This is a genomic window from Xanthomonas fragariae, from assembly GCF_017603965.1.
GTDB classification, from domain to species: domain Bacteria; phylum Pseudomonadota; class Gammaproteobacteria; order Xanthomonadales; family Xanthomonadaceae; genus Xanthomonas; species Xanthomonas fragariae_A.
The window spans coordinates 2,065,139-2,086,463 of the sequence record NZ_CP071955.1 but is presented as its reverse complement, the minus strand read 5'-3'; the positions used below and the strand labels follow the sequence as shown (position 1 = coordinate 2,086,463).

Genomic DNA, 21,325 nt, shown 5'->3' with positions numbered 1-21,325 from the left:
GTCCTTGTCTGTTGGTGGTTCTGGCTGCGTTGGCGTTCGAGTTCATCAACGGCTTTCACGACACCGCCAACTCCATCGCCACAGTGGTCGCCACCAAGGTGTTGTCGCCGGGTTGGGCAGTGATGCTGGCCGCTGGCATGAACCTGATCGGCGCACTCACCGGCACGGCCGTGGCGCTGACCATCGCCTCCGGGCTGCTCAACACCAACGTGGTCGACGTCACCCCGCAGGTGATTTTGTGCGCGTTGCTGGGCGGCATCATCTGGAACCTGATCACCTGGTGGAAAGGCCTGCCGTCGTCCTCATCGCACGCCTTGATCGGCGGCTTGTGCGGTGCCGGCCTGGCTGCCGCGCACAACGACTGGGACGCGCTGATCTGGTCGGAGAACATCGGCAACTGGGCAGGGAACAAGGGCCTGTTGTGGAAAGTGTTCGTGCCGATGATCACCTCGCCGATTGCCGGCTTCCTGCTCGGCATTGTGGTGCTGCTGCTGCTGTGGGCGATCATCGCCGGCATGGCCGAGCTGGGCGGCGCGATCGGCCGGCTCGCGCGTCCGCGCTGGGTCAACGCGTTCTTCGGCAAGGCGCAGATCGCCTCTGCCGCTTACATGGGGTATGCGCACGGCCATAACGACGCACAGAAGACGATGGGCGTCATCGCCATGACTTTGATCGGCGCGCAGTCGGCCGGTGCGCTGGACGATCTGCCGGGCTGGCTGGCGTTTTTGCATCCAGGCACTGGGATGACTACCGGCGCCGGCATCCCGATGTGGATCGTGCTGACCTGCGCGATGGTGATTGCCGCAGGTACTGCCTCGGGCGGTGGGAAGATCATCAAAACGCTCGGTCACAAAATGGTCAAGCTGCATCCCATCCAAGGCTTTGCCGCAGAAACCAGCGCGGCGACGGTGCTCACAGTCGCCGCGCATTTGGGCATGCCGGTGTCGACCACGCACAGCATTTCCACCGCCATCATGGGCGTGGGCTTTGCCAAGAATCCGCGCTCGCTGCGGCTAGGTGTGATCGAACGTATCGTCTGGGCCTGGCTTCTGACCATTCCGGCGGCCGGTGGTATGGCGTATCTGATACTGCGCTGCTTGGAAGCGTTTGGCTGGACCTGAGCCCTGTCGTCGCGCGGTCACCTTGGCCGGCGGCGATGCGCCTCTGCCGCTGCGGGTCAGCCCGTTCGGCGTGCTTGTGTGATTGGCTAACACGTCCCGCTTGAGGAAAACGCAACGATGATGCTTGCCTCGGTATGCGTACTGTTTCTGCTGTCCTGGCTGATTGGCCGTCGTCGTTGGTTGCGCAGTGCACCGATACTGGCGGCGGCCACGTTTTTGCTGTTGCTGGTCGGCTGCGGCCCGTTGCCGGCCTGGATGCTGCATGGCTTGCAGCAGAACGGGGTCAACGATTTCGATGATTGGCGCGCCCGTAACATGATCGTGTTGCTGGGCGCAGGCACCGTGCGCCCGGATGGCCCTGATGCCACCGCCGAAGCCAATATGTTCGCCTATGGCCGCATCGTCGAGTCGGCGCGGCTGTACCGGCAATGCCGTGCGCACGGCGGCGACTGCAAGATCGAGATCAGTGGCGGCGATGCGCGCGGGCTGGGGTTGTCCGAGGCGGTGGTGTATCGGCAGGTGCTGATCGGGCTGGGTATCGATCAAGCCGATCTGATCATGGAGCCATCCAGCATGAATACCTGGCAGAACGCGCAGTTCAGCCAACCATTGCTGCGCAAGTACCGCCCCGATCGGGTTGTGCTGGTGTCGTCGGCCACCCATCTGCGTCGCGCCGAGTTGTATTTCCGGCACTTCGGCATCGATGCCACGCCGGTGCGTTCGGACTGGTTGACCGTCTCCTGGGCATGGTTGCCGCAGAGCTACAACTTCACCGTGGCCGATGTCGCCTTGCACGAGTATCTCGGCATCGCGCGTTATCGTGTTTACGAGTGGATGGGCTGGAATCTAAAGGCCACCCAGCCCGGTGCGTTGTGAGCCGGGATTGGGGATTGGTGGTAGCCGGCGCGCGTCACGGCATGCGCGGTTAGTTCACAACGGCGCCTGGCGCGGTTTCCAACTCGGCAATGGCGTAAGTAAGGACGCGCGTGGTGGCTGGAAGGTCAGCAGGAGCAGGCCCGGCGGCTCTGCAATCACACGTGCACTCGCTCGCAGTTGGTCCGATGCATCGCCGACCGCTGCTGCGGCTGGCGATGTTTGTGCTCAACGCGTTTCGTACATCGTCTTGACGTCGTTGCGGAACGCGGCCTGGCTGGCGGCGCGGTTATAGAACATGTGGCCGCCCGGATACTCGCGCACCTGCACGCGTTTCGGGTCGCTGCCCATCGCCGGCATCTGATCCACCGTCAACACCGAGCCCATGAATGGGCAGGAGAGATCGTTCCAGCCGTGCGCGATCAACACGCGTAGCTTGGGGTCGATGGCAACCGACTGACGCAGTTGTGTTACCGCTCCCTTGCGCAGCTCGTCGTTCCAGTCCCACAGTTTGTTGACGTCGTAATTGAGCGCCTGATAACGCGCATCGATTTTCCAGCCGACCACACGGGTAACGAAGTCCACCATCGCGGTGGTCGTCGGCGCGATGATGCTGTCCAGCAGCGGGTCGTTGGCGCGTTGCTCAGGGTCGTTAGGGAACGGGTCGAATGCGGTCACGTTGGAGTCGTAACGGCTGCCCAGCTCACCCTTGTCGCGGAACACTTCGCGTAGATACGCCTGGGTTTCCAGCCGTCCACCGGAGCGTCGCACATAGGCTTGATCCAGCCCGGTCATGCGCGTGACCTGTTGCAGCATCGCTTCAGTCGCTTGCGGGTCGGTGCGCCCCTTCATCAGCGCCACCGCGTAATCGCTGCGGGTGTAATCGATCACCTGACGCATGGCTGCGTCGCTGAGCTGGCCCTGGCGCTCCAGGTGCGCGGCGGCAATCGACGGCAGCGTCATCATCCACGCCAGCGGTGATACATCGCTGTTGTCGTCCAGGGTCGGATTGAGATACGGTGAAACCAGCACCACGCCATTCATCGCCACGCCCAACCTTGTCTGCAGGTAATGGGTGATGCGCGGGCCACGGAAGCCGCCATAACTTTCGCCAACCAGATACTTGCGTGCCTGCAGACGACGGTTTTTGAGCAACCAGTCGTAGACCACGCGCGAGAGATATTCCACGTCCGCTTGCGGGTTGTAGAACTGCTTCTTGGCGTCCTCGTCGCCGATCGAGGCGCGGCTGAAGCCCGTGCCGACCGGATCGATGAACACCAGGTCGGTGAAATCCAGCCAGCTGCCCGGATTGTCGCGCAGCGCCGCCGGTGCCGAAGGGCTATCGCCTTCGGCGCCAAAGCCCACCACCTTCGGCCCGATCGCGCCCATGTTCAGATACACCGACGAGGCGCCTGGTCCGCCGTTCAATGCGAAGGTCACCGGGCGGTCCTTGCCATCGACTGTGTAGGCGGTAAACACCACTTCGCCAGTGGTCTTGCCCTGCGCATCGCGCACCGGCAGCGTGCCGACGGTTGCGGTGTATGTCAGCGTTCGACCGGCCACACGCGTGTTCTGGCGCACGCTGGCATCGGCCGGCAACGGTGCGGGTTTGGCAACGGCGCTGGCATCGGGTTTAGCGTCGTTTTTACTCTCGTTTTTATCTGGCGCATCGGCCAGCGCCGTCCCGCTTAGCAGGACACAGGCCAGCAGACTGGCACGGAGAAAGAAGGGCATGAGCATCGACGTCGGCGTAGGGAACGACGATGCTAGGCCGTTGCAGAGCGCGTTGGATGTGCACAAAGGCATGTCTGTCGCGCCGATCGATGTGGACTGCCGAGGGCGCTTCCTTGTCCCGCTCGGGAAAAGGTGTTCCGTAGGGTGATGAAGATACGGGCGAAGCCTTCGCATCATTCCTTACCGAGTGGCTTCGCTCTGTAACTCCCCCCGCTTCGCGACCCGGGCGCTCGAATGCACGCGCGCCTGTAGCGCGCATGCTGCCTCATCGCCACGCAACGACGAGGAACTCTAGAGCTCTTAGCCGCTCTTAGACTTCCAGCGAAGCCAGGTCGCCCTTGGTTTCCAGCCACTGCTTGCGGTCGCCAGCGCGCTTCTTGGCCAGCAGCATGTCCATCAACGATCGGGTCTGTTCGCCGTCGTCGATGGTCAGCTGTACCAGGCGGCGGGTGTCCGGGTGGATGGTCGATTCGCGCAGCTGTTGCGGATTCATTTCGCCCAGACCCTTGAAGCGGGTGACGCTGACTTGTCCCTTGATCTTCTCGCGCACGATCTTGTCCAGCAGCGTGGCCTTTTCTTCTTCGTCCAGCGCGTAGAACACCTGCTTGCCCACGTCCACACGGAACAGCGGCGGCATCGCAACGAATACATGGCCGGCCGCAACCAACGCAGGGAAGTGCTTCAAAAATAACGCGGTCAGCAGCGTGGCGATATGCAGGCCATCGGAGTCCGCATCGGCCAGGATCACCACCTTGCCGTAGCGCAGCCCGGTGATGTCGTCCTTACCCGGGTCGCAGCCGATCGCGACCGCCAGATTATGCACTTCCTCCGAGGCCAGTACGCTGCCCGATGCCACTTCCCAGGTATTGAGGATCTTGCCGCGCAACGGCAGGATCGCCTGAAAATCCTTGTCGCGCGCCTGCTTGGCCGAGCCGCCGGCCGAATCGCCTTCGACCAGGAACAGTTCGGTACGCGATAGATCCTGGCTGATGCAATCGGCCAGCTTGCCGGGCAGGGCAGGGCCCTGGGTGACCTTCTTGCGGACGATCTGCTTTTCGGTCTTCAAGCGCGCACTGGCGCGATCGATGGCGATCTGCGCGATCTTCTCGCCGATCTCCACGTTCTGGTTGAGATACAGGCTGAAGGCATCGTGCGCGGCGCCTTCGATGAAACCGGCGGCCTGGCGCGAGGACAGACGCTCCTTGGTCTGCCCGGAAAACTGCGGGTCGGTCATCTTCAGGCTGAGCACGAAGGTGACCCGGTCCCACACATCTTCCGGCGCCAGCTTGACGCCGCGCGGCAGCAGATTGCGGAAATCGCAGAACTCGCGCAACGCATCGGTCAGACCCGAACGCAGGCCATTGACGTGGGTGCCGTGCTGCGCGGTTGGAATCAGGTTGACGTAGCTTTCCTGCACCAGTTCGCCTTCCGGCACCCAGGCCGTGGCCCAGTCGACGATCTCGGTGTCCTTCTTCAGGCTGCCTGCGAACAGGTCGGCCGGCAGCATCTCGTGCTCGGCCATTTCGCCTTTCAGGTAATCGCGCAGGCCATTTTCGAAGTACCAGCTGTCCTGCTCGCCGGTGGCCTCGTCGTGCAGCTTGACGGTCAGGCCCGGACACAACACCGCCTTGGCACGCAGCAAATGACGCAGCGCACGCACGTTGAATTTGGGGGTGTCGAAATACTTCGGGTCGGCCCAGAAGCGCAGCCGCGTGCCGGTGTTCTTCTTGCCGACGGTGCCGACCACTTCCAGCTTGGAGGCGGCGATGCCATCGCGGAATTCCATGCGGTGCTCGCTGCCTTCGCGCTTGATGAACAGCTCGACCTTGGTCGACAGCGCATTGACCACGCTCACGCCCACGCCGTGCAGACCGCCGGAGAAGGTGTAGTTGCGGTTGTTGAACTTGCCGCCGGCATGCAGGCGGGTCAGGATCAGTTCGACACCGGGGATCTTCTCTTCCGGATGCATGTCCACCGGCATGCCACGGCCATCGTCGGACACCTCGCAGCTACCATCCTTGTACAGAGTCACTTCGACTTGTTTGGCGTGACCGGCTAGCGCCTCGTCGACCGAGTTGTCGATCACTTCCTGCGCCAGATGGTTCGGGCGTGCAGTGTCGGTATACATGCCAGGGCGGCGTTTGACCGGGTCCAGGCCCGACAGCACTTCAATATCGGCGGCGTTATAACGGGTGTTCATGCATCTCGTTGGCACGTGAAACGACGCGCAAGTGTGGGGGCTGTAGCAACTTTTTGCACGCGACAGACGTTCAGTGCAGGGCCGGGTGCCACTGGCTACCCTGATGTTCAATTCGGAACCAAATGTCCTCACCTGAGGATGTAACCGAAATTGGAGGACACCATGAAGTTCAAGCACATCCTGATGCTCACCCTGGGTGCGGCCGCAGTGGCCGCGCTTCCTGCCCTGGCCCAGGCGGCCCCGCAGCAGACCGGGCAGGGCGCCATCGCGCAGAAGGCCGACGACGCAAAAGCCAAGACCGAAGCCGAGCGCAAGGCCGAGCGCCGCGCCGCCGCCGCTGCGCAGAAGCCGAAGGGCGACTTCGCTCCGCGCGAGGAAGAAGAAGAGAAGCCGACGCGCTGATGACGCTGCGCCTCGGGCAATCGTCACGCAGACGCCCCGGCTTTGGCCGGGGCGTCTGCGTTTGCGGCCTGCAACGCTGGCTGGCGTTGTTCACTGTGGGATGACCTCGTCCTCACACAACCCTTGGGCATTCGTCCGGCACCCGCTAAACTATGGCTTTCCGGGAGGCTTCAAGCCCCATGACCCCCCTGATTTTTGTTACCGGCGGCGTAGTGTCCTCGTTAGGCAAGGGCATTGCCGCCGCTTCGCTTGCCTCCATTCTGGAAGCGCGTGGTCTCAAGGTCACGATGATGAAGCTGGACCCGTACATAAACGTGGACCCGGGCACGATGAGCCCGTTCCAGCATGGCGAGGTGTACGTCACCGACGACGGTGCCGAAACCGATCTGGACCTGGGCCACTACGAGCGCTACGTGCGCACGCGGCTGTCGCGTAAAAACTCCGTCACCACCGGCCGAATCTACGAGAACGTAATCCGCAAGGAGCGTCGCGGCGACTATCTGGGCGCCACCGTGCAGGTGATTCCGCATATCACCGATGAGATCCGTCGTTGCATCGACGAGGCTACCGCTGGTTTCGATGTCGCTTTGATCGAGATCGGCGGCACCGTGGGCGATATCGAGTCGCTGCCTTTCCTGGAAGCGATCCGCCAGGTGCGCACCGAGCGCGGCGCCGAAAAAGCCATGTTCATGCACCTTACGCTGGTGCCGTACATCGCTGCGGCCGGCGAGTTGAAGACCAAACCGACCCAGCATTCGGTCAAGGAACTGCGCTCGATCGGTATCCAGCCGGACGTGCTGCTGTGCCGTTCCGAGCAAACGGTACCGGACTCGGAGCGTCGCAAGATCGCTTTGTTTACCAACGTCTCCGAGCGCGCGGTGATCAGTTGCCCGGATATCGACGTGCTTTACGGCATGCCGCTGGAATTGCGTCGCCAGGGTCTGGACGAACTGGTCATCGATCAGTTCAAGCTGCGCGACAAGGTGGCTGCGGCTGACCTATCCGAGTGGGCGGCGGTGGTGGATGCGGTCAAGCATCCGCTGGACGAAGTCACCATTGCGGTGGTCGGCAAGTACGTCGATCACCAGGACGCCTACAAGTCAGTGGCCGAAGCGCTCCGTCACGGCGGCCTGCGTCAGCGCACCAAGGTCAATTTGAAGTGGCTGGAAGCGCAGGACCTGGAGGGCAGCGACATGGAGGCGCTGCAGGACGTCGACGGCATTCTGGTGCCCGGCGGCTTCGGCGATCGCGGCTTCGAAGGCAAGGTGCAGACCTCCAGATACGCACGTGAGCACACGGTTCCTTACTTCGGCATCTGTTACGGCATGCAGGCCGCAGTGGTGGACTATGCCCGCCACGTCGCCGACCTGGACGCGGCCAACAGCACCGAGAACGATCGCCAGTCACCGCATCCGGTGATCGGTCTGATCACCGAGTGGCGCACCGCCACCGGCGAAGTCGAAAAGCGCGACGAGAAGTCCGATCTAGGGGGCACGATGCGCTTGGGTCTGCAGGAGCAGCGTCTGAAGCCGGGCACGCTGGCGCGCGAGTTGTACGGCAAGGACGTGGTGGCAGAGCGTCACCGTCATCGCTACGAGTTCAACAACCGCTACCGCACCCAGCTGGAAGATGCTGGTCTGGTGATCTCCGGCAAGTCGATGGACGACACACTGGTGGAAGTAGTGGAACTGCCGCGCCAAGCGCACCCGTGGTTCCTGGCCTGTCAGGCGCATCCGGAATTCCTGTCTACGCCACGCGACGGGCACCCGCTGTTCATCGGCTTCGTGCGCGCCGCGCGCGAGAAAAAGGCGGGCGGCAAGTTGTTGAAGGAAGCGCGTGCGTGAGCGTTGCCTTTTTCCGCCGTGACCTGGCTTCCCTTCCTGGGGAGAAGGTGTCTCGAAGGTGCGGATAACGGCCGCCGCAGCACGTTGAAGGATGGTAGTCATGCCGAACGCGCTGCCACGCGGCATCCAAAGCAAAACCATCGGGCTCCTCTCAAGCGCTTCGCAACCGTAACCTCACCCGACACCTCTCGCCTTAAAGGGGACAATGTTCCGAGGGCGGAGGGGCATACTTCAAATAGGTGACCTGATGAAACTCTGTGACTTCGAAGTTGGCCTGGATCAGCCGTTGTTCCTGATTGCCGGACCCTGCGTGATCGAGTCGATGCAGTTGCAGCTCGAGGTGGCTGGCAAGCTCAAGGAAATCACCGGCAAGTTGGGGATCAACTTCATCTTCAAGTCGAGCTTCGACAAGGCCAATCGCACCTCCGGCACCAGCTTCCGGGGCCCTGGCCTCGAAGAAGGTTTGAAGGTGCTGGATGCGGTGAAGAAGCAGATCGGCGTGCCGGTTCTCACCGACGTGCACGAGTACACCCCGATGAACGAAGTTGCCGCCGTCGTCGACGTACTGCAGACCCCGGCCTTTCTGGTGCGCCAGACCGACTTCATCAAGAACGTCTGCGCTGCCGGCAAACCGGTGAACATCAAGAAGGGCCAGTTCCTGGCGCCGTGGGACATGAAGCCGGTGGTGGACAAGGCCAAGTCGACCGGCAACGAGCAGATCATGGTCTGCGAGCGTGGCGCTTCGTTTGGCTACAACAATCTGGTCAGCGATATGCGCTCGCTGAGCGTCATGCGCGACACCGGTTGCCCGGTCGTGTTCGATGCCACCCATTCGGTGCAGTTGCCGGGCGGGCAGGGCAGCAGTTCCGGTGGCCAGCGCGAGTTCGTGCCGGTGTTGGCGCGCGCTGCTGTTGCGGTGGGCATTTCCGGTCTATTTGCGGAAACCCATCCGGATCCGTCCAAAGCGCTGTCCGATGGCCCCAATGCCTGGCCGCTGGACAAGATGGAAGCCTTGCTTGAAACGCTGCTTGCACTGGACACCATCACCAAGCGCAGCGGTTTTCTCGAACAAAGCGTCTGATGGCATCCGTAGCAGGCGGTGAAGTCTGCTGTGCGTTATGCGCTCTGCAACTCTCCACGGCTGCAGCCACGAAGGTCGCCGCACAGTCACGCCATTTGGCAAGCCGTAGTCTTGCGGTGATAATCCGGCAGCTTGTTTCCGGTTTACTTCCCCCTTACTGGTAACCGATCCACCTATGACCACTATCGCCAAGATCCTCGCCCGCGAAATCCTCGACTCCCGCGGCAATCCCACGCTGGAGGCCGAAGTCACGCTGGACGACGGCTCGTTTGGCCGCGCTGCCGTGCCATCGGGTGCCTCGACCGGCACCAAGGAAGCAGTGGAGCTGCGCGATGGTGACAAGACCCGCTACCTGGGCAAAGGCGTGCGCCACGCAGTGGACAATGTCAACGGCACCATCGCCGAGACGCTGAAGGGCTTCGATGCGGCCGACCAGCAGGGTCTGGACCGTCGCCTGATCGATCTGGATGGCACCGAGAACAAAGGTCGCCTGGGCGCCAATGCCCTGCTGGGTGTTTCGCTGGCCACCGCGCATGCCGTGGCCGCCTCGCGCAAACAGCCGCTGTGGCAGTACCTGTCTACCATCACCGAATCCGATGTGGCGTTGCCGGTTCCGATGATGAATATCATCAACGGTGGTGCGCATGCCGACAACAACGTCGACTTCCAGGAGTTCATGGTGCTGCCGGTGGGTTGCAGCTCGTTCTCCGAAGCGCTGCGTGCCGGCACCGAGATCTTCCATTCGCTCAAGTCGGTGCTCAAGGGCCACGGCCTGAGCACGGCAGTGGGCGATGAAGGCGGCTTTGCGCCGGATTTCCGCAGCAATGTCGAAGCGTTGGACAGCATTCTCGAAGCGATCGGCAAGGCCGGCTACACCGCGGGCGAAGACGTGCTGCTGGGTCTGGACGTGGCCTCCAGTGAGTTCTATGACAACGGCAAGTACAATCTGGTTGGCGAGAACAAGCGTCTGACCAGCGAGCAGTTTGTCGATTTCCTGGCTGACTGGGTGGCGCAGTATCCGATCATCAGTATCGAAGATGGCTTGGCCGAGGACGACTGGGCGGGCTGGAAGCTGCTGACCGACCGCGTCGGCAAGAAGGTGCAGCTGGTCGGAGACGATCTGTTCGTCACCAACCCGAAGATCTTCAAGCAGGGCATCGAGTCTGGCACCGCCAACGCGATCCTGATCAAGGTCAACCAGATTGGCACGCTGACCGAAACGCTGGAAGCCATCGCGATGGCGCATGCGGCTAATTATGCTTCGATCGTCTCGCACCGTTCCGGCGAAACCGAAGATACCACCATCGCCGACATCGCCGTGGCCACCACCGCCACGCAGATCAAGACCGGTTCGCTGTGCCGTAGCGATCGTGTCGCCAAGTACAACCAGTTGCTGCGCATCGAGCAGGCGCTGGGGTCTAGCGCGCGTTACGCCGGTCGCGACGCGTTCGTTTCGATCAAGCGATAAGCCGTGCGCAACTGGCGCTGGCTACTGCTGGTGCTGGCGGTTCTGCTGGCCTGGCTGCAGTACCGCTTCTGGTTCGGGCCTGGGAATTCCGGTGAAGTCATGATGCTGGAATCCCAGGTCGCGCATCAGACACAGGACAACGAAGGTCTGCGCCAACGCAACCAGGCGTTGGCGGCAGAGGTGAAGGATTTGAAAGACGGCGAGGCGGCAATCGAGGAACGCGCACGTAGCGAGCTGGGCATGATCAAGCCGGGCGAGACGTTTTATCGGGTGGTCGAGGATGCACCGCCGCTGCCGCCCGCAGTGGCCGCACCGTCGGCCGAGCCAACCGCATCTGCTGCTCAGGCGGAAAAGCCATGACCGGTTCGATCTGGGCGATCGTGCCGGCCGCCGGGCGCGGCACGCGCTTTGGTGGGCGGATTCCCAAACAATATCTGCCTGTCGCCGGCCAGCCATTGATCGCCTACACGCTGGCGGCTCTGGCAGCGCATCCGGCGGTGGCCGGCATTGTGGTGGCGATCGCGCCCGACGATGCCGACTGGCCGGGCTGGACGGCGGTACAGTCCAAACCGGTGCTGACTTGTGTGGGAGGAGTGACGCGTGCCGCGTCGGTATTGGCTGGATTGCTGGCCTTGCCTGACAGTGTGCGTGCCGACGACTTTGTGCTGGTGCACGATGCGGCGCGTCCGAATTTGGCATCGGCCGATCTGGACCGACTGCTGGAAATCGGTCGCGGCGACCCGGTCGGCGCCATTTTGGCCGCACCGGTGCGCGATACGCTCAAGCGTGCCGGCGACGATGGCGGAATCGATGCCACCGAGCCGCGCGAACGCCTGTGGCGCGCGTTGACCCCGCAACTGTTTCGTCGCCATCAATTGATTCGTGGCCTCACCGAGGCCTCGGTCGCGAGTGTGGACGTCACTGATGAGGCGATGGCGATGGAGCGGCTGGGATTGCGCCCATTGCTGGTGGAAGGTGCCGAGGACAACTTCAAGGTAACCACACCAGTGGATCTGGCACGCTTCGAATTCGAACTGGCGAATCGGGATCGGGGACCGGGGGCCGGGGATTGGGTGCAAGCCACTCCGCAGAGTTCGGCCTCCGCTTTCTCCGGTCTCCGCTCCCCGGTCCCCGGTCCCGAACAGGTCTGATCCATGTCTTTCGATTTTCGAATTGGCCAAGGCTACGACGTGCATGCGTTCGGTCCCGGCGACCATGTGATGCTGGGCGGTGTGCGCGTAGCCCATAGCCATGGTGTGCTCGCGCATAGCGATGGCGACGTGGTCCTGCATGCGCTGTGCGATGCGCTGCTGGGCGCGTTGGCGCTGGGCGATATCGGTCAGCACTTTCCGCCCTCCGACGAGCGTTGGAAGGATGCCGATAGCACGCAGTTTCTGCAGCACTGCGATTTCTTGCTACGCGAGCGTGGCTGGCGCGTCGGCAATGCCGACATCACCGTGGTCTGCGAGCGGCCCAAGGTCGGCCCGCATGCCTTGGCCATGCGCGAACGGATTGCTGCTCTGCTGGCGATCGAGCTCGACGCGGTCAGCGTCAAGGCCACCACGAGCGAAAAGTTGGGCTTTACCGGTCGCAGCGAAGGCATCGCCGCACAGGCGGCGGTGTTGCTGGGCAAGATCGCTGCGTAAACCGCAGCGATCCACGCCGGAGCACTGCCGGCGTTGCGACACGACATCACCGCGCCGAAAGATTCGGCACACAGCGCGCGACACACAGGCGCGAAGGCGAACAACACCATGACCGATACTTCCTTCCTGCCACGCGCGCATGGCGCTGCGGTACTCAGCGCGGCAATGCGCAGCACGCCGGAAGACTTTCAAGTCGACGAGCTGCCGGCATTCGAGGCGTCGGGCGAAGGCGAGCACTTACTGCTGACCGTGCGCAAGCGTGGCCAGAACACCGCGTATATCGCCAGGAAACTCGCTCAGTGGGCCGGCATTGCAGAGATGGGTGTGAGTTATGCGGGCTTGAAGGATCGCCATGCGATGACCACGCAGCGTTTTAGCGTGCATCTGCCCAAGCGCATTGCACCGGACATCGCTACGCTCGATGATGCCGAGATGCAGGTGGTCGACCGCACCTGGCACAACCGCAAGCTGCAACGCGGTGCGCTGCATGGAAATCGTTTCGTACTTACCTTGCGTCAAGTGCAGGGCGAACACGCTGCGATCGAACAACGGCTGCAAGCGATCGCCGCGCGTGGCATTCCCAACTGGTTCGGCGAACAACGTTTCGGCCGCGACGGCGCCAATGTGGCTTCCGCGCTGGCGATGTTCGGCTATGTGCAGAATGCCGATGGAACGTTTGCTGCGGCGCCGGCATCGAAGCGGCGGTTACGGAACGATCAACGGTCGATGTTGCTGTCGGCAGCGCGCTCGTCGTTATTCAATCGCGTGCTCAGCGCACGTGTGGAGCAGGGCAGTTGGGACGCTGCCCTAGAGGGTGAAGTGTGGATGCTGGATGGCTCACGTAGTGTGTTCGGCCCGGAGCCGTGGAGCGAGGCGCTGGCAGAGCGTCTGGCGCGCTTCGATATTCATCCCAGTGGCCCGTTGTGGGGTGCCGGCGAAATGCGTTCGACCGATCAGGCTGCAGCGGTGGAGCAGGGTGCTTTGGCCAATCCACAATCCGAGGCATTGCGGCAAGGCCTGGAAGCGGCTGGACTGAAGCACGAACGCCGCGCATTGCGCTTGCGTCCGCAATGCATGGACTACTGCTGGCTCGACGCGCAGAGCTTGCAAATCGAATTTTCGCTGCCGCCAGGCTGTTACGCCACCGCAGTTTTGTGGGAATTGGGCGAGGTCAGCGACACAGGTCGCTTCAACGCCAACATGCGCTCTGAAGAGTGAAGTGGTAGGTCCGCTGTTGGCCGCACAGCGTGACGCGAGCGACGATCCTCAAGGTACGCGGGGCAGTAGTAGCGGGCTTGGCCGCGATGAGCGTTACCGATAAAGCGCCGCCACGCGCAGGGGCGCCTTGGCTGCGATAGGCATCCCCGATACGTCTCACCTGGCGCAAACGCGTCCCTGCGACCCCAGATCTTTGTCGCGCAATCGGCTTATCGCCGTGCCAGCAACACCAACAACGCACCGGTCCCACCCTGTGTCGGCGGCGCCGAATGAAACGCCAGCACATCGTTGCGCTGGCGCAGCAGCCGGTCCATCAGATTCTTCAGCACCGGCGCGCCGTTGTCGGACTGCAAGCCCTTGCCATGGATGATGCGCACGCAGCCATGTTCGTGCGCGTGCGCCTCGAGCAGGAACTGCCGCAGTAAGGGCTCGGCCTGCGCTGCAGTGGCGCCATGCAGATCCAACTCGTCCTGGATCGAAAACTGCCCGCGCTTGAGCCGCTGAAACAATCGGGTGGGGAGATTATCGCGCCGATAGCTGGCGGTATCGCCCGCTTCCAGCGGCGCGCTGTCGCGTAGCGAACGGGCGAATTCGGTGTGCGCCTCGGCATCGTCGCGCTCAGCCATACGCGCGCGGGGCTTGGGGCGCGGTTTGACATTGGCCGGTGGTGCGACTTCACGCATCGGCTTGACAGCGCCGATCGCTGCGCGGAACAGCGCGCCGTCGTCTTCGTCTTCGTCTTTAGGATGCGACATGCGCACAGCGTAACGTGACGGACCTCAGGTGCAAGCGAAGATCAAGCGCGAAGGGCGCGAACGCATCCGGTATCATGGGTCGGTTTTCCGAGGAGTCTCATGCGCGTACTGGTTAGCAATGATGACGGTGTCGACGCCCCCGGCATCCAGATATTGGCCGAGGCGCTGCGCCATGCCGGTCATGAAGTGATGGTGGTCGCCCCAGACCGCGACCGCTCCGGCGCCAGCAATTCGCTGACGTTGGATGTGCCGATCCGCACCCGCCGCATCGACGCGCAGACCTGCGCGGTTGCCGGTACACCCACCGACTGCGTGCATCTGGCACTGACCGGCATGCTGGATGACGATCCGGACATCGTGGTCTCCGGCATCAATAACTCGGCTAATCTTGGCGACGACGTGATCTATTCGGGCACCGTATCTGCCGCGATGGAGGGGCGCTTCCTTGGGCTGCCGGCGGTGGCGGTCTCGTTGGTGACGCACAACCACCAAGCGCATCACTACGACACCGCCGCGCGCGCGGCAGTGGAGATCGTGGCGCGCTTGAAGAACGACCCGTTGCCTGCCGACACCATCCTCAACGTCAATGTGCCGGACCTGGCCTGGTCGGATGTGCTCGGTTTCGAAGTCACCCGGCTCGGCAATCGCCACCGTTCCGAGCCATGCGTGCCGCAACGCGATCCGCGCGGCCGCACCGTGTACTGGATCGGCCCGGCCGGACCAGAGCAGGACGCCGGCGCCGGCACCGACTTCCATGCCGTGCGTACCGGGCATATCTCGATCACCCCGATCCACGTCGATCTCACCCGCTACCAAGCGCTAGAGACCGTGGCTGGCTGGGTTGGCGGGTTGACCGCTGCATTGGACGCATCGGCATGACGCCGAGGCTGCGCCTGCAACCGGAATCGGTCGGGATCGGTATGACCTCGCAACGTGTGCGCGACCGTCTGGTCGAGCGCCTGCGTGAGGCCGGCATCCAGAACGAAGCCACGCTCAACGCGATGCGCACCGTGCCGCGTCATTTGTTCATCGAGGAAGCGCTGGCTTCGCGCGCATACGAAGACACTGCGCTGCCGATCGGTCACGGCCAGACCATCTCCCAACCTTGGGTGGTCGCACGCATGACCGAAGCGGTGCTGCGGGTCACACCGACAAAAGTGCTCGAAGTGGGCACCGGCTCCGGCTATCAGGGCGCGATTCTTGCCGCGCTGGGCCTGGAGGTGTACACCGTCGAGCGCATCGGCGATCTGCTGCGGCAGGCGCGCAAGCGCTTCCGGCATCTGGGCATGAATGTGCGCAGCAAGCATGATGATGGCCGCATCGGCTGGCCCGAGTACGGCCCTTACGACGCCATCGTGGTCACGGCTGCTGCGCCTGCGCTGGTCGATGCCTTGGTCGATCAATTGGCTGTCGGCGGGCGTCTAGTTGCTCCGGTCGGTGGTGCCTCCTCGCAGTCGCTGGTGCAACTTACGCGCGGTGCCGATGGTGCGATCGAACAACAGGTTCTGGCGCCGGTCACGTTCGTCCCGCTGTTGTCGGGCATGCTGGATTGAATCCATGAGAGTTCCTCGATGAAGATATTCGGGCCGTTGTACGACGTGGCCATTCGTTGGTCCCGCCATCGCCGCGCACCAGCGCTGCTGACCGGCCTCAGCTTCGTGGAAGGCTTCATCTTTCCGGTGCCGCCGGAAGTGATGCTTGCGCCGATGTCGCTTGCCGAACCCAAGCGTTCGTTGTGGTTTGCCACCTTGAGCCTGATGGGCTCGCTGTGTGGCGCTCTGGTCGGCTACCTGCTGGGCCACTTTGCTTTCGCCGCGTTGCAGCCGCTGATCGAATGGCTGGGCTGGAGCTTGAAGATTCATGCGCAAATAGAGACGTTGCGCGCGCTGGTGGCCGAATCGCCGTGGAAGGCGTTCTGGACTCTGGTACTGGTGGGTTTTACCCCGATCCCGCTGAAAATCTTTACCTGGGCCTCCGGTGTGGTCGGTGTGCCGATCCTGCCGTTTATCGCCGGCATGCTGGTCGGGCGCGGCAAGCGCGTGTATCTGGTGGCAAGCGCGATCCGCCTGGGCGGCGCGCGTGCCGAAGCGGCATTGCATCGATGGATTGAGCCATTGGGCTGGGTTGCGATGGCCGTATTGGCGGCGGGTGCGGGTTGGTTGGTGTGGAAGACGATGAACGGATGAGCAAGATCCAGATAAATTCGGTAGGCAAGACTGCAGTCGTGCTCGCGGTGGTAATTGGGCTGACCGCCTGCAGCAGCGCCACGTTAGTGCGTTCGCCTGGCGCAAGTGGAGGTTCGTCGTCTTCGCGTCCGGCAGTAGCGCCGCGACCGTCGGTGTCGCGCCCAGGTGCGACTGTCACCGTCCAGCGTGGCGACACCCTGTATGCGATATCGCGCCGAACCAATATCACCGCACCGGATCTGGCCGCCTGGAACGGCCTGGCGTCGCCGAACACGATCTATCCGGGCCAGACCCTCAAGCTCTATCCGCCTGGAGCCAGTAAGCCGGGCGCCAGCGTGCCGATCGCCGGCACGGTGGTTTCGTCGCGTCCGGCCGCACCGATCGTCGCACCGGTCGGTAGCGGATTTCCGTGGCGTTGGCCGGCCGAAGGCGTGGTGGTCGGGACCTTCGTGACCGGCGAGACCACCAAGCAGGGCGTAGACATTGCAGGTGCCAGCGGACAGGCGGTGCGTGCCGCCGCCGATGGTGTCGTCGTGTATTCGGGCGCTGGCTTGGTCGGCTATGGCGAGTTGATCATCATCAAGCACAACGACCAGTGGCTGTCTGCCTATGGGCACAACCGCAAACGCTTGCTCAACGAAGGTCAGAGCGTGAAGGCCGGCCAGCAGATTGCCGAAATGGGGCGCAGCGGCGCTGCCCGCGACATGCTCCACTTCGAAATTCGCTACAACGGCAAGCCGGTCGACCCGTTGCTGTATCTGCCGAAGAAATAAAAGTCGCGCAATGCGCGGCTGAGATGTGACTGCTTTGAAGACGCGCCTCAATGCACCTTGCCCAGCGCTACACGGGCATCGGCCATGAAACGCTGGGTTTCCTGCGGGGTGGAGAGGTTGGCGCCAAGCTGATTGAGCACCTGTTCGATATCGCTCGATGCTTCCCACGCTTCGTCGCAGAGCATGCCGGCGATCGGACCGAGATAGTTTAGGGCAACTTTTTCCAATCCCTCGCGCACGCGTTCGTCGGGTGCAGATCCACCGCCAGCGGATGCAAGCGCTGCGCTCGGTGCCTCGACACGCACTGCTGCTGCCAATACTGGCCCGATCGGTGCACGCCGCGCGGCCGAAGCGCCGCCCAGATCCTGTTCGAAACCGCCCATCAGCCACTGACGCGAGTCATCGCTCAGCAGCGAAGGCTTGCCCATGCCGGCGCCGGGATCGACCTGAAAGCGGGCCTTTGCAGCATTGACCATAGTGAGGCGTTGCACCGCCTCATCGTTGCGCAGCATGCGAAACACCACTTCTTCGATCTGCCCGGCGTTAATGCGGACGATGCAGGAATGGTTCTCCTCGGTGACGATGAACAGAAAGCCGGACGCCTTCTTCAATGCCAGCGCGTTGAGCTCGCGCAGGATGTCGATCAGCGGACGGAATTCAGTGGACATAGCATCTTCCTTGCATCATCTAGTGCGGAATGGGGATAGCGACTCAGCGTTTGCTGAGGCGCTCCATGGCTAACCGGACGCTGTTGGACAGGCGAGAGATAGCGCGTGCCAAAGTACCGATTTCATCTTTGAGATCGACCTCGGCGATGGTGTGGTTCCATTTGCCCAGGCTTAGTTCTTCGGCCACGGTGGTCAAGTGCTGGATCGGGCGCAACACGCGGTTCCAGATCAACGCCCACTGCAGGCCGAGCAGCAAGGCGCAGACCAGCAAGCCGATGCCGGCGATCCACAGCGACTGGCGCACGATCACGCCATTGACATCGCTCTTGGGATACGCAGAGACCAGGGTGAAGCCCCAATCGGGCACTTCCTGCTTGATCACGACCCAGTCGTCGGGACTTTCCTTGACGATCCGCTCGATAGTGGCGGCGTCGGTTGTGGCACCGGTGGTCGACTGGAAGCGCAGCTTGTTCTTGTTGTCGAACACGGCGATGAAGCCGGAGTCGAGCACGCGACGGCTGCTGACCACGTTCGCCAGCGGCTGCGTGTCGGCCTTGTAGCTGACGTACCAAGCACCGATGACGCGCTTGTCGTTGCCGGCGAAGATAGGCTCGTAGCCGCTAACGTACGGGTTGCCGAGGATGTCGACCACGCCGTAGAAGCTTTCGCCGTTGCGCAGCTTGGCGGCGGCTTGGCCGTTCGGATCAAGCACGATGCCGATGGCGCGGCTGCCGTCATCCTTCTTGACGTTGGTGGAGATGCCCACGAAATCGTCGCCGGTGAGCGAGAACAGCGTGGCGGTGCCTTCATGTATGGCAGTGATGTCGTCGAGCATGCCGAACACGTTGGCCTGTGCTTTCTGGCCCAGCAAGAGGTCGTTGGCGTAGCGGTCGGCGACGCGCACCTGGTTGCCGACGCTTGCCATGCCCTGTGCGCTAGCTTCCTTGCGCAGCTGGCGCATGGATGAATTGACGCGGTCGAGCATCATCGAGCGGGTGACCGCAAACAAGGTCTGCAAGGACGCCGACTGGCGCTCAATAAGGCCGCTGGCCTCGAACTTGACTCGGTTCGCTTCGGTAATGGCCAGAATGGCCGTCAGTGCCATCACCACGACCAGCACCAAGGCCAGCACCGGCAGCAGCAGGCGCATCCGCAAAGAGTGACGAAGCATCGCAATTTCCCCGAAAGCGTTTAAATGATTGAGTCGAGTGCCGCCGCAGCGCAATGCTGCCATCGGACGCAGCATTTATCGGCGGTCACACAAGATACTGAAGCGGCCCCTGTGCCGCTTGGCGGTGCAGACGATAACAAGCGTAAGCCGTCACCGCATGGGTGCGATCGCGCACGCCTAGCTTGCACAGGATGTTTTTGATACGCGCCTTGACGGTTTCTGCGGAGATCGTCAACGCGCTGCCGATCTGCTTGTTGGAGCAGCCGATGGCGACCAGGCTCAGCACTTCGGTCTCGCGTGTGGAGCGCGCATCGTCGAGCACATGTGCGGCGATATTTTCGGCCACCGATGCCAGGACATGCCGGCGCCGTCCTGCAGCGCGCGAGCTGCACGCACGTCGCCGGTATAGGTGTTCAGTAAGATGACCTTGGCGGCCGGATCGAGGCGGCGGATGCGCTGGATCGCTTCGACGCCATCCACGTGCGGCATCTGCAGATCCATCAGCACCACTTCCGGGCGCAGGCTGGTGAAGCAGGCCAAGGCCGCTCGCCGTCTTCAGCCTCGCCGACGACACGCATATCGTGTTCGTTAGCGAGCATCGCGTTGAGCCCATCGCGCAGCAGCGGATGATCGTGTACCGCCAGCACGTCGGTTGGTCGGACCATCTCAGCCATTGGAGCTCTCCGTGGATGTCGCTTTTTGCAATGGCCGCCACCAACGCGGTGGTGGTTCATAGGCAGTACCTGCAGGTAACGCGATCTGGATTTCGGTACTGCTGCCCGGGCACGACCAAAGTTGCATCTTGGCGCCGATGCGTTGGGAGCGCGTTCCTGCATGTCGGTCAGTCCTCAGTGCCCGGTGCGGGCGTGTCCGTGCAGCATGTCCGGGGCGAGACCGCAGCTATCGTCGCGAATGCGCAGCACGAAGTCACGTGAACCGTAACGCAGTTCCAGCCCGATACTCGCGGGGTTGGCGTGGCGGTCGGCAGTGGACAGCGCTTCTTGGCCGAGCTGCAACAGTTCGTCGATAACCAACCAATGGACGTAAACGCATGGGCGGGCCATCGACGAAGACTTGCAGTTCGGCCGTTGGCGGCGGCATTGCCGCGTTACGTGCGCGCTGCACGGCGGCGTCCATGTCTTCGTGCAGGGATCGACTATCGCGCAGCGCATTGACGCGGTCGCCGCCTTCGATGAGTACGTTTTCTGCCAGATCCACTGCTTGTTCGAGTTACGTCGGCGCGGGTCGTCCCGGGTGAAGCGAGCGGCTGGCGGCGTGCAGACGCAGAATCAGCTCCTGCGTGCCCTGCAGCAAAGTGTCGTGCAGTCCGCGGGCAATGCGTTCGCGTTCGCGATAGCGCTCTTCCAGGCGCGCCCTTAAGCTGCCGGCAACGTGACGCATACGCATGTGCCAGGCGATGCCGAGCGCCAGCAGCAGGGCCAGCGCGCCGCGCGCCTTGAACTGCCAGGTCTGCACGAAAGCCGCATCGATGACGAAATCCGGGGGGTTGCAGCGCGCGTTCCAGACGCCATCGTCCTTAGCAGCGGCAATGTGGAAGCGGTAAGAGCCCGACAGCACGAACGCGTCACTGGCGACAACCGTCAATTGCAGGAGCAGATCCGCGCCCTGCATCAAGGCAAGCGCGTGTCGATAGTGCGGCATTTTGTCGGCGGCGACGGCGCGGTGGCACTGCATGCGCATTCGGATATCTGCTATGGCAGTGGACCGGAAATTCATGGCCGGCCTCGCGCTGGGCGTGGCGATCGATGTCGATCGCCGCGGCGCCGGTATCCCGTCGCTTGCGCCCACCGCATTTGTCGGCGCCTTGCTGGTTCTGGCGATGACCTGCGTATGCGCTGGCCGATTGCTTTCTGGCTCGACGTGCCGTACGCAAGCTGGCGCCTGGCGGGTTTTTGCTGGCCGACTGATGACTGCGTCAACCGGTGACCCAACGGACTGCGCACCGATGGTGAGCGTCGTCATGCTCTGAGCGATACATGCGTGCACCTCAGTTTTGCGCACTGTGCGACCAGCCGCTGATGCACAGCGCCACGCTGCACAGATTGAGACACCAACAGATTGCCGAGCACGGTGGGGGACCTGTATTGATGAGAGCCATTCTTGCAAGCAGCGGCCAACCGCGACGTATCGAAGTGAGGTCGCGCATTGTTCAGCAACAACGACA

19 protein-coding genes and 3 pseudogenes are annotated in these 21,325 nt (G+C 62.8%); 15 read left to right on the top strand and 7 right to left on the bottom strand.

Going from position 1 to position 21,325, the window contains the following annotated elements; translation table 11 throughout:
• Positions 1–8: 8 nt before the first annotated feature.
• Both J5I97_RS09755 and J5I97_RS09750 read left to right on the top strand, forming a co-directional pair.
• Complete coding sequence (locus J5I97_RS09755; RefSeq protein ID WP_208591666.1) at positions 9–1,121, top strand: inorganic phosphate transporter; 1,113 nt, start codon at positions 9–11, stop codon at positions 1,119–1,121.
• Positions 1,122–1,238: 117 nt separating this feature from the next.
• Positions 1,239–1,997, top strand: coding sequence for a YdcF family protein (locus J5I97_RS09750; RefSeq protein ID WP_208586230.1), 759 nt, complete (start codon positions 1,239–1,241; stop codon positions 1,995–1,997).
• Between the two features lie 225 nt (positions 1,998–2,222).
• Here J5I97_RS09750 and J5I97_RS09745 read toward each other — a convergent pair whose 3' ends face one another.
• Positions 2,223–3,728, bottom strand: a complete 1,506-nt coding sequence (locus J5I97_RS09745; RefSeq protein WP_208586229.1) for a S10 family peptidase — start codon at positions 3,726–3,728, stop codon at positions 2,223–2,225.
• A gap of 310 nt (positions 3,729–4,038) precedes the next feature.
• A complete protein-coding gene (gene parE, locus J5I97_RS09740) occupies positions 4,039–5,928 on the bottom strand; it encodes a DNA topoisomerase IV subunit B (RefSeq protein WP_208586228.1) in 1,890 nt (629 codons plus the stop codon).
• A gap of 162 nt (positions 5,929–6,090) precedes the next feature.
• Here parE and J5I97_RS09735 point away from each other — a divergent pair, with 162 nt between their 5' ends.
• From J5I97_RS09735 to truD, 8 genes are all read left to right on the top strand, one after another.
• A complete protein-coding gene (locus J5I97_RS09735; RefSeq protein WP_208586226.1) occupies positions 6,091–6,330 on the top strand; it encodes a hypothetical protein in 240 nt (79 codons plus the stop codon).
• Between the two features lie 179 nt (positions 6,331–6,509).
• Positions 6,510–8,174: a CTP synthase gene (locus tag J5I97_RS09730; protein WP_208586224.1), complete on the top strand. Its 1,665-nt coding sequence runs from the start codon at positions 6,510–6,512 to the stop codon at positions 8,172–8,174.
• Positions 8,175–8,421: 247 nt separating this feature from the next.
• Positions 8,422–9,255, top strand: a complete 834-nt coding sequence (gene kdsA / locus J5I97_RS09725) for a 3-deoxy-8-phosphooctulonate synthase (RefSeq protein ID WP_208586222.1) — start codon at positions 8,422–8,424, stop codon at positions 9,253–9,255.
• Between the two features lie 175 nt (positions 9,256–9,430).
• Complete coding sequence (eno, locus tag J5I97_RS09720) at positions 9,431–10,723, top strand: phosphopyruvate hydratase (protein WP_208586220.1); 1,293 nt, start codon at positions 9,431–9,433, stop codon at positions 10,721–10,723.
• A 3-nt stretch (positions 10,724–10,726) separates the two neighbouring features.
• On the top strand, positions 10,727–11,083 hold the full coding sequence (ftsB, locus tag J5I97_RS09715; protein WP_208586219.1) for a cell division protein FtsB: 357 nt from the start codon (positions 10,727–10,729) through the stop codon (positions 11,081–11,083).
• Positions 11,080–11,874 (top strand): 2-C-methyl-D-erythritol 4-phosphate cytidylyltransferase, encoded by a 795-nt coding sequence (ispD, locus tag J5I97_RS09710; protein WP_208586218.1) that lies wholly within the window; start codon positions 11,080–11,082, stop codon positions 11,872–11,874. Before ftsB ends, ispD begins: the two co-directional genes overlap by 4 nt.
• A gap of 3 nt (positions 11,875–11,877) precedes the next feature.
• Positions 11,878–12,369 (top strand): 2-C-methyl-D-erythritol 2,4-cyclodiphosphate synthase, encoded by a 492-nt coding sequence (gene ispF, locus J5I97_RS09705; RefSeq protein ID WP_208586217.1) that lies wholly within the window; start codon positions 11,878–11,880, stop codon positions 12,367–12,369.
• Positions 12,370–12,477: 108 nt separating this feature from the next.
• Entirely contained in the window at positions 12,478–13,587 is a 1,110-nt protein-coding gene (gene truD / locus J5I97_RS09700) for a tRNA pseudouridine(13) synthase TruD (RefSeq protein WP_208586216.1), read from the top strand.
• Between the two features lie 209 nt (positions 13,588–13,796).
• Here the strand turns inward: truD and J5I97_RS09695 are convergent, their stop codons facing one another.
• The gene (locus tag J5I97_RS09695) at positions 13,797–14,342 is read right to left on the bottom strand and encodes a Smr/MutS family protein (RefSeq protein WP_208586215.1); all 546 of its coding nucleotides are present in this window, start codon (positions 14,340–14,342) and stop codon (positions 13,797–13,799) included.
• A gap of 99 nt (positions 14,343–14,441) precedes the next feature.
• Between J5I97_RS09695 and surE the strand changes: the two genes are divergently transcribed.
• Genes surE through J5I97_RS09675 form a run of 4 tightly spaced genes read left to right on the top strand, consistent with a single transcriptional unit; the run spans position 14,442 to position 17,301 of the window.
• Complete coding sequence (gene surE / locus J5I97_RS09690; protein ID WP_208586214.1) at positions 14,442–15,221, top strand: 5'/3'-nucleotidase SurE; 780 nt, start codon at positions 14,442–14,444, stop codon at positions 15,219–15,221.
• Entirely contained in the window at positions 15,218–15,895 is a 678-nt protein-coding gene (locus J5I97_RS09685; protein ID WP_208586213.1) for a protein-L-isoaspartate(D-aspartate) O-methyltransferase, read from the top strand. The genes surE and J5I97_RS09685 overlap by 4 nt, the downstream gene beginning before the upstream one ends.
• Before the next feature lie 18 nt (positions 15,896–15,913).
• A complete protein-coding gene (locus J5I97_RS09680; RefSeq protein ID WP_208586211.1) occupies positions 15,914–16,528 on the top strand; it encodes a YqaA family protein in 615 nt (204 codons plus the stop codon).
• Positions 16,525–17,301 carry a peptidoglycan DD-metalloendopeptidase family protein gene (locus J5I97_RS09675; protein WP_208586209.1) on the top strand — a complete coding sequence of 259 codons (777 nt, stop codon included), beginning with the start codon at positions 16,525–16,527 and terminating at the stop codon, positions 17,299–17,301. The genes J5I97_RS09680 and J5I97_RS09675 overlap by 4 nt, the downstream gene beginning before the upstream one ends.
• 47 nt (positions 17,302–17,348) lie before the next feature.
• Here the strand turns inward: J5I97_RS09675 and J5I97_RS09670 are convergent, their stop codons facing one another.
• From J5I97_RS09670 to J5I97_RS09655, 4 genes and pseudogenes are all read right to left on the bottom strand, one after another.
• On the bottom strand, positions 17,349–17,969 hold the full coding sequence (locus J5I97_RS09670; RefSeq protein WP_208586208.1) for a hypothetical protein: 621 nt from the start codon (positions 17,967–17,969) through the stop codon (positions 17,349–17,351).
• 43 nt (positions 17,970–18,012) lie between these two features.
• Complete coding sequence (locus J5I97_RS09665; RefSeq protein ID WP_208586206.1) at positions 18,013–19,140, bottom strand: Cache 3/Cache 2 fusion domain-containing protein; 1,128 nt, start codon at positions 19,138–19,140, stop codon at positions 18,013–18,015.
• 85 nt (positions 19,141–19,225) lie between these two features.
• Positions 19,226–19,814, bottom strand: a pseudogene (locus tag J5I97_RS09660) (response regulator transcription factor).
• A pseudogene (locus J5I97_RS09655) lies at positions 19,807–20,709 on the bottom strand (sensor histidine kinase); the annotation flags it as partial. The pseudogenes J5I97_RS09655 and J5I97_RS09660, both read right to left, overlap by 8 nt.
• 151 nt (positions 20,710–20,860) lie before the next feature.
• Here J5I97_RS09655 and J5I97_RS09650 point away from each other — a divergent pair.
• A pseudogene (locus J5I97_RS09650) lies at positions 20,861–21,068 on the top strand (xapx domain-containing protein).
• The last annotated feature ends 257 nt before the right edge of the window (positions 21,069–21,325 follow it).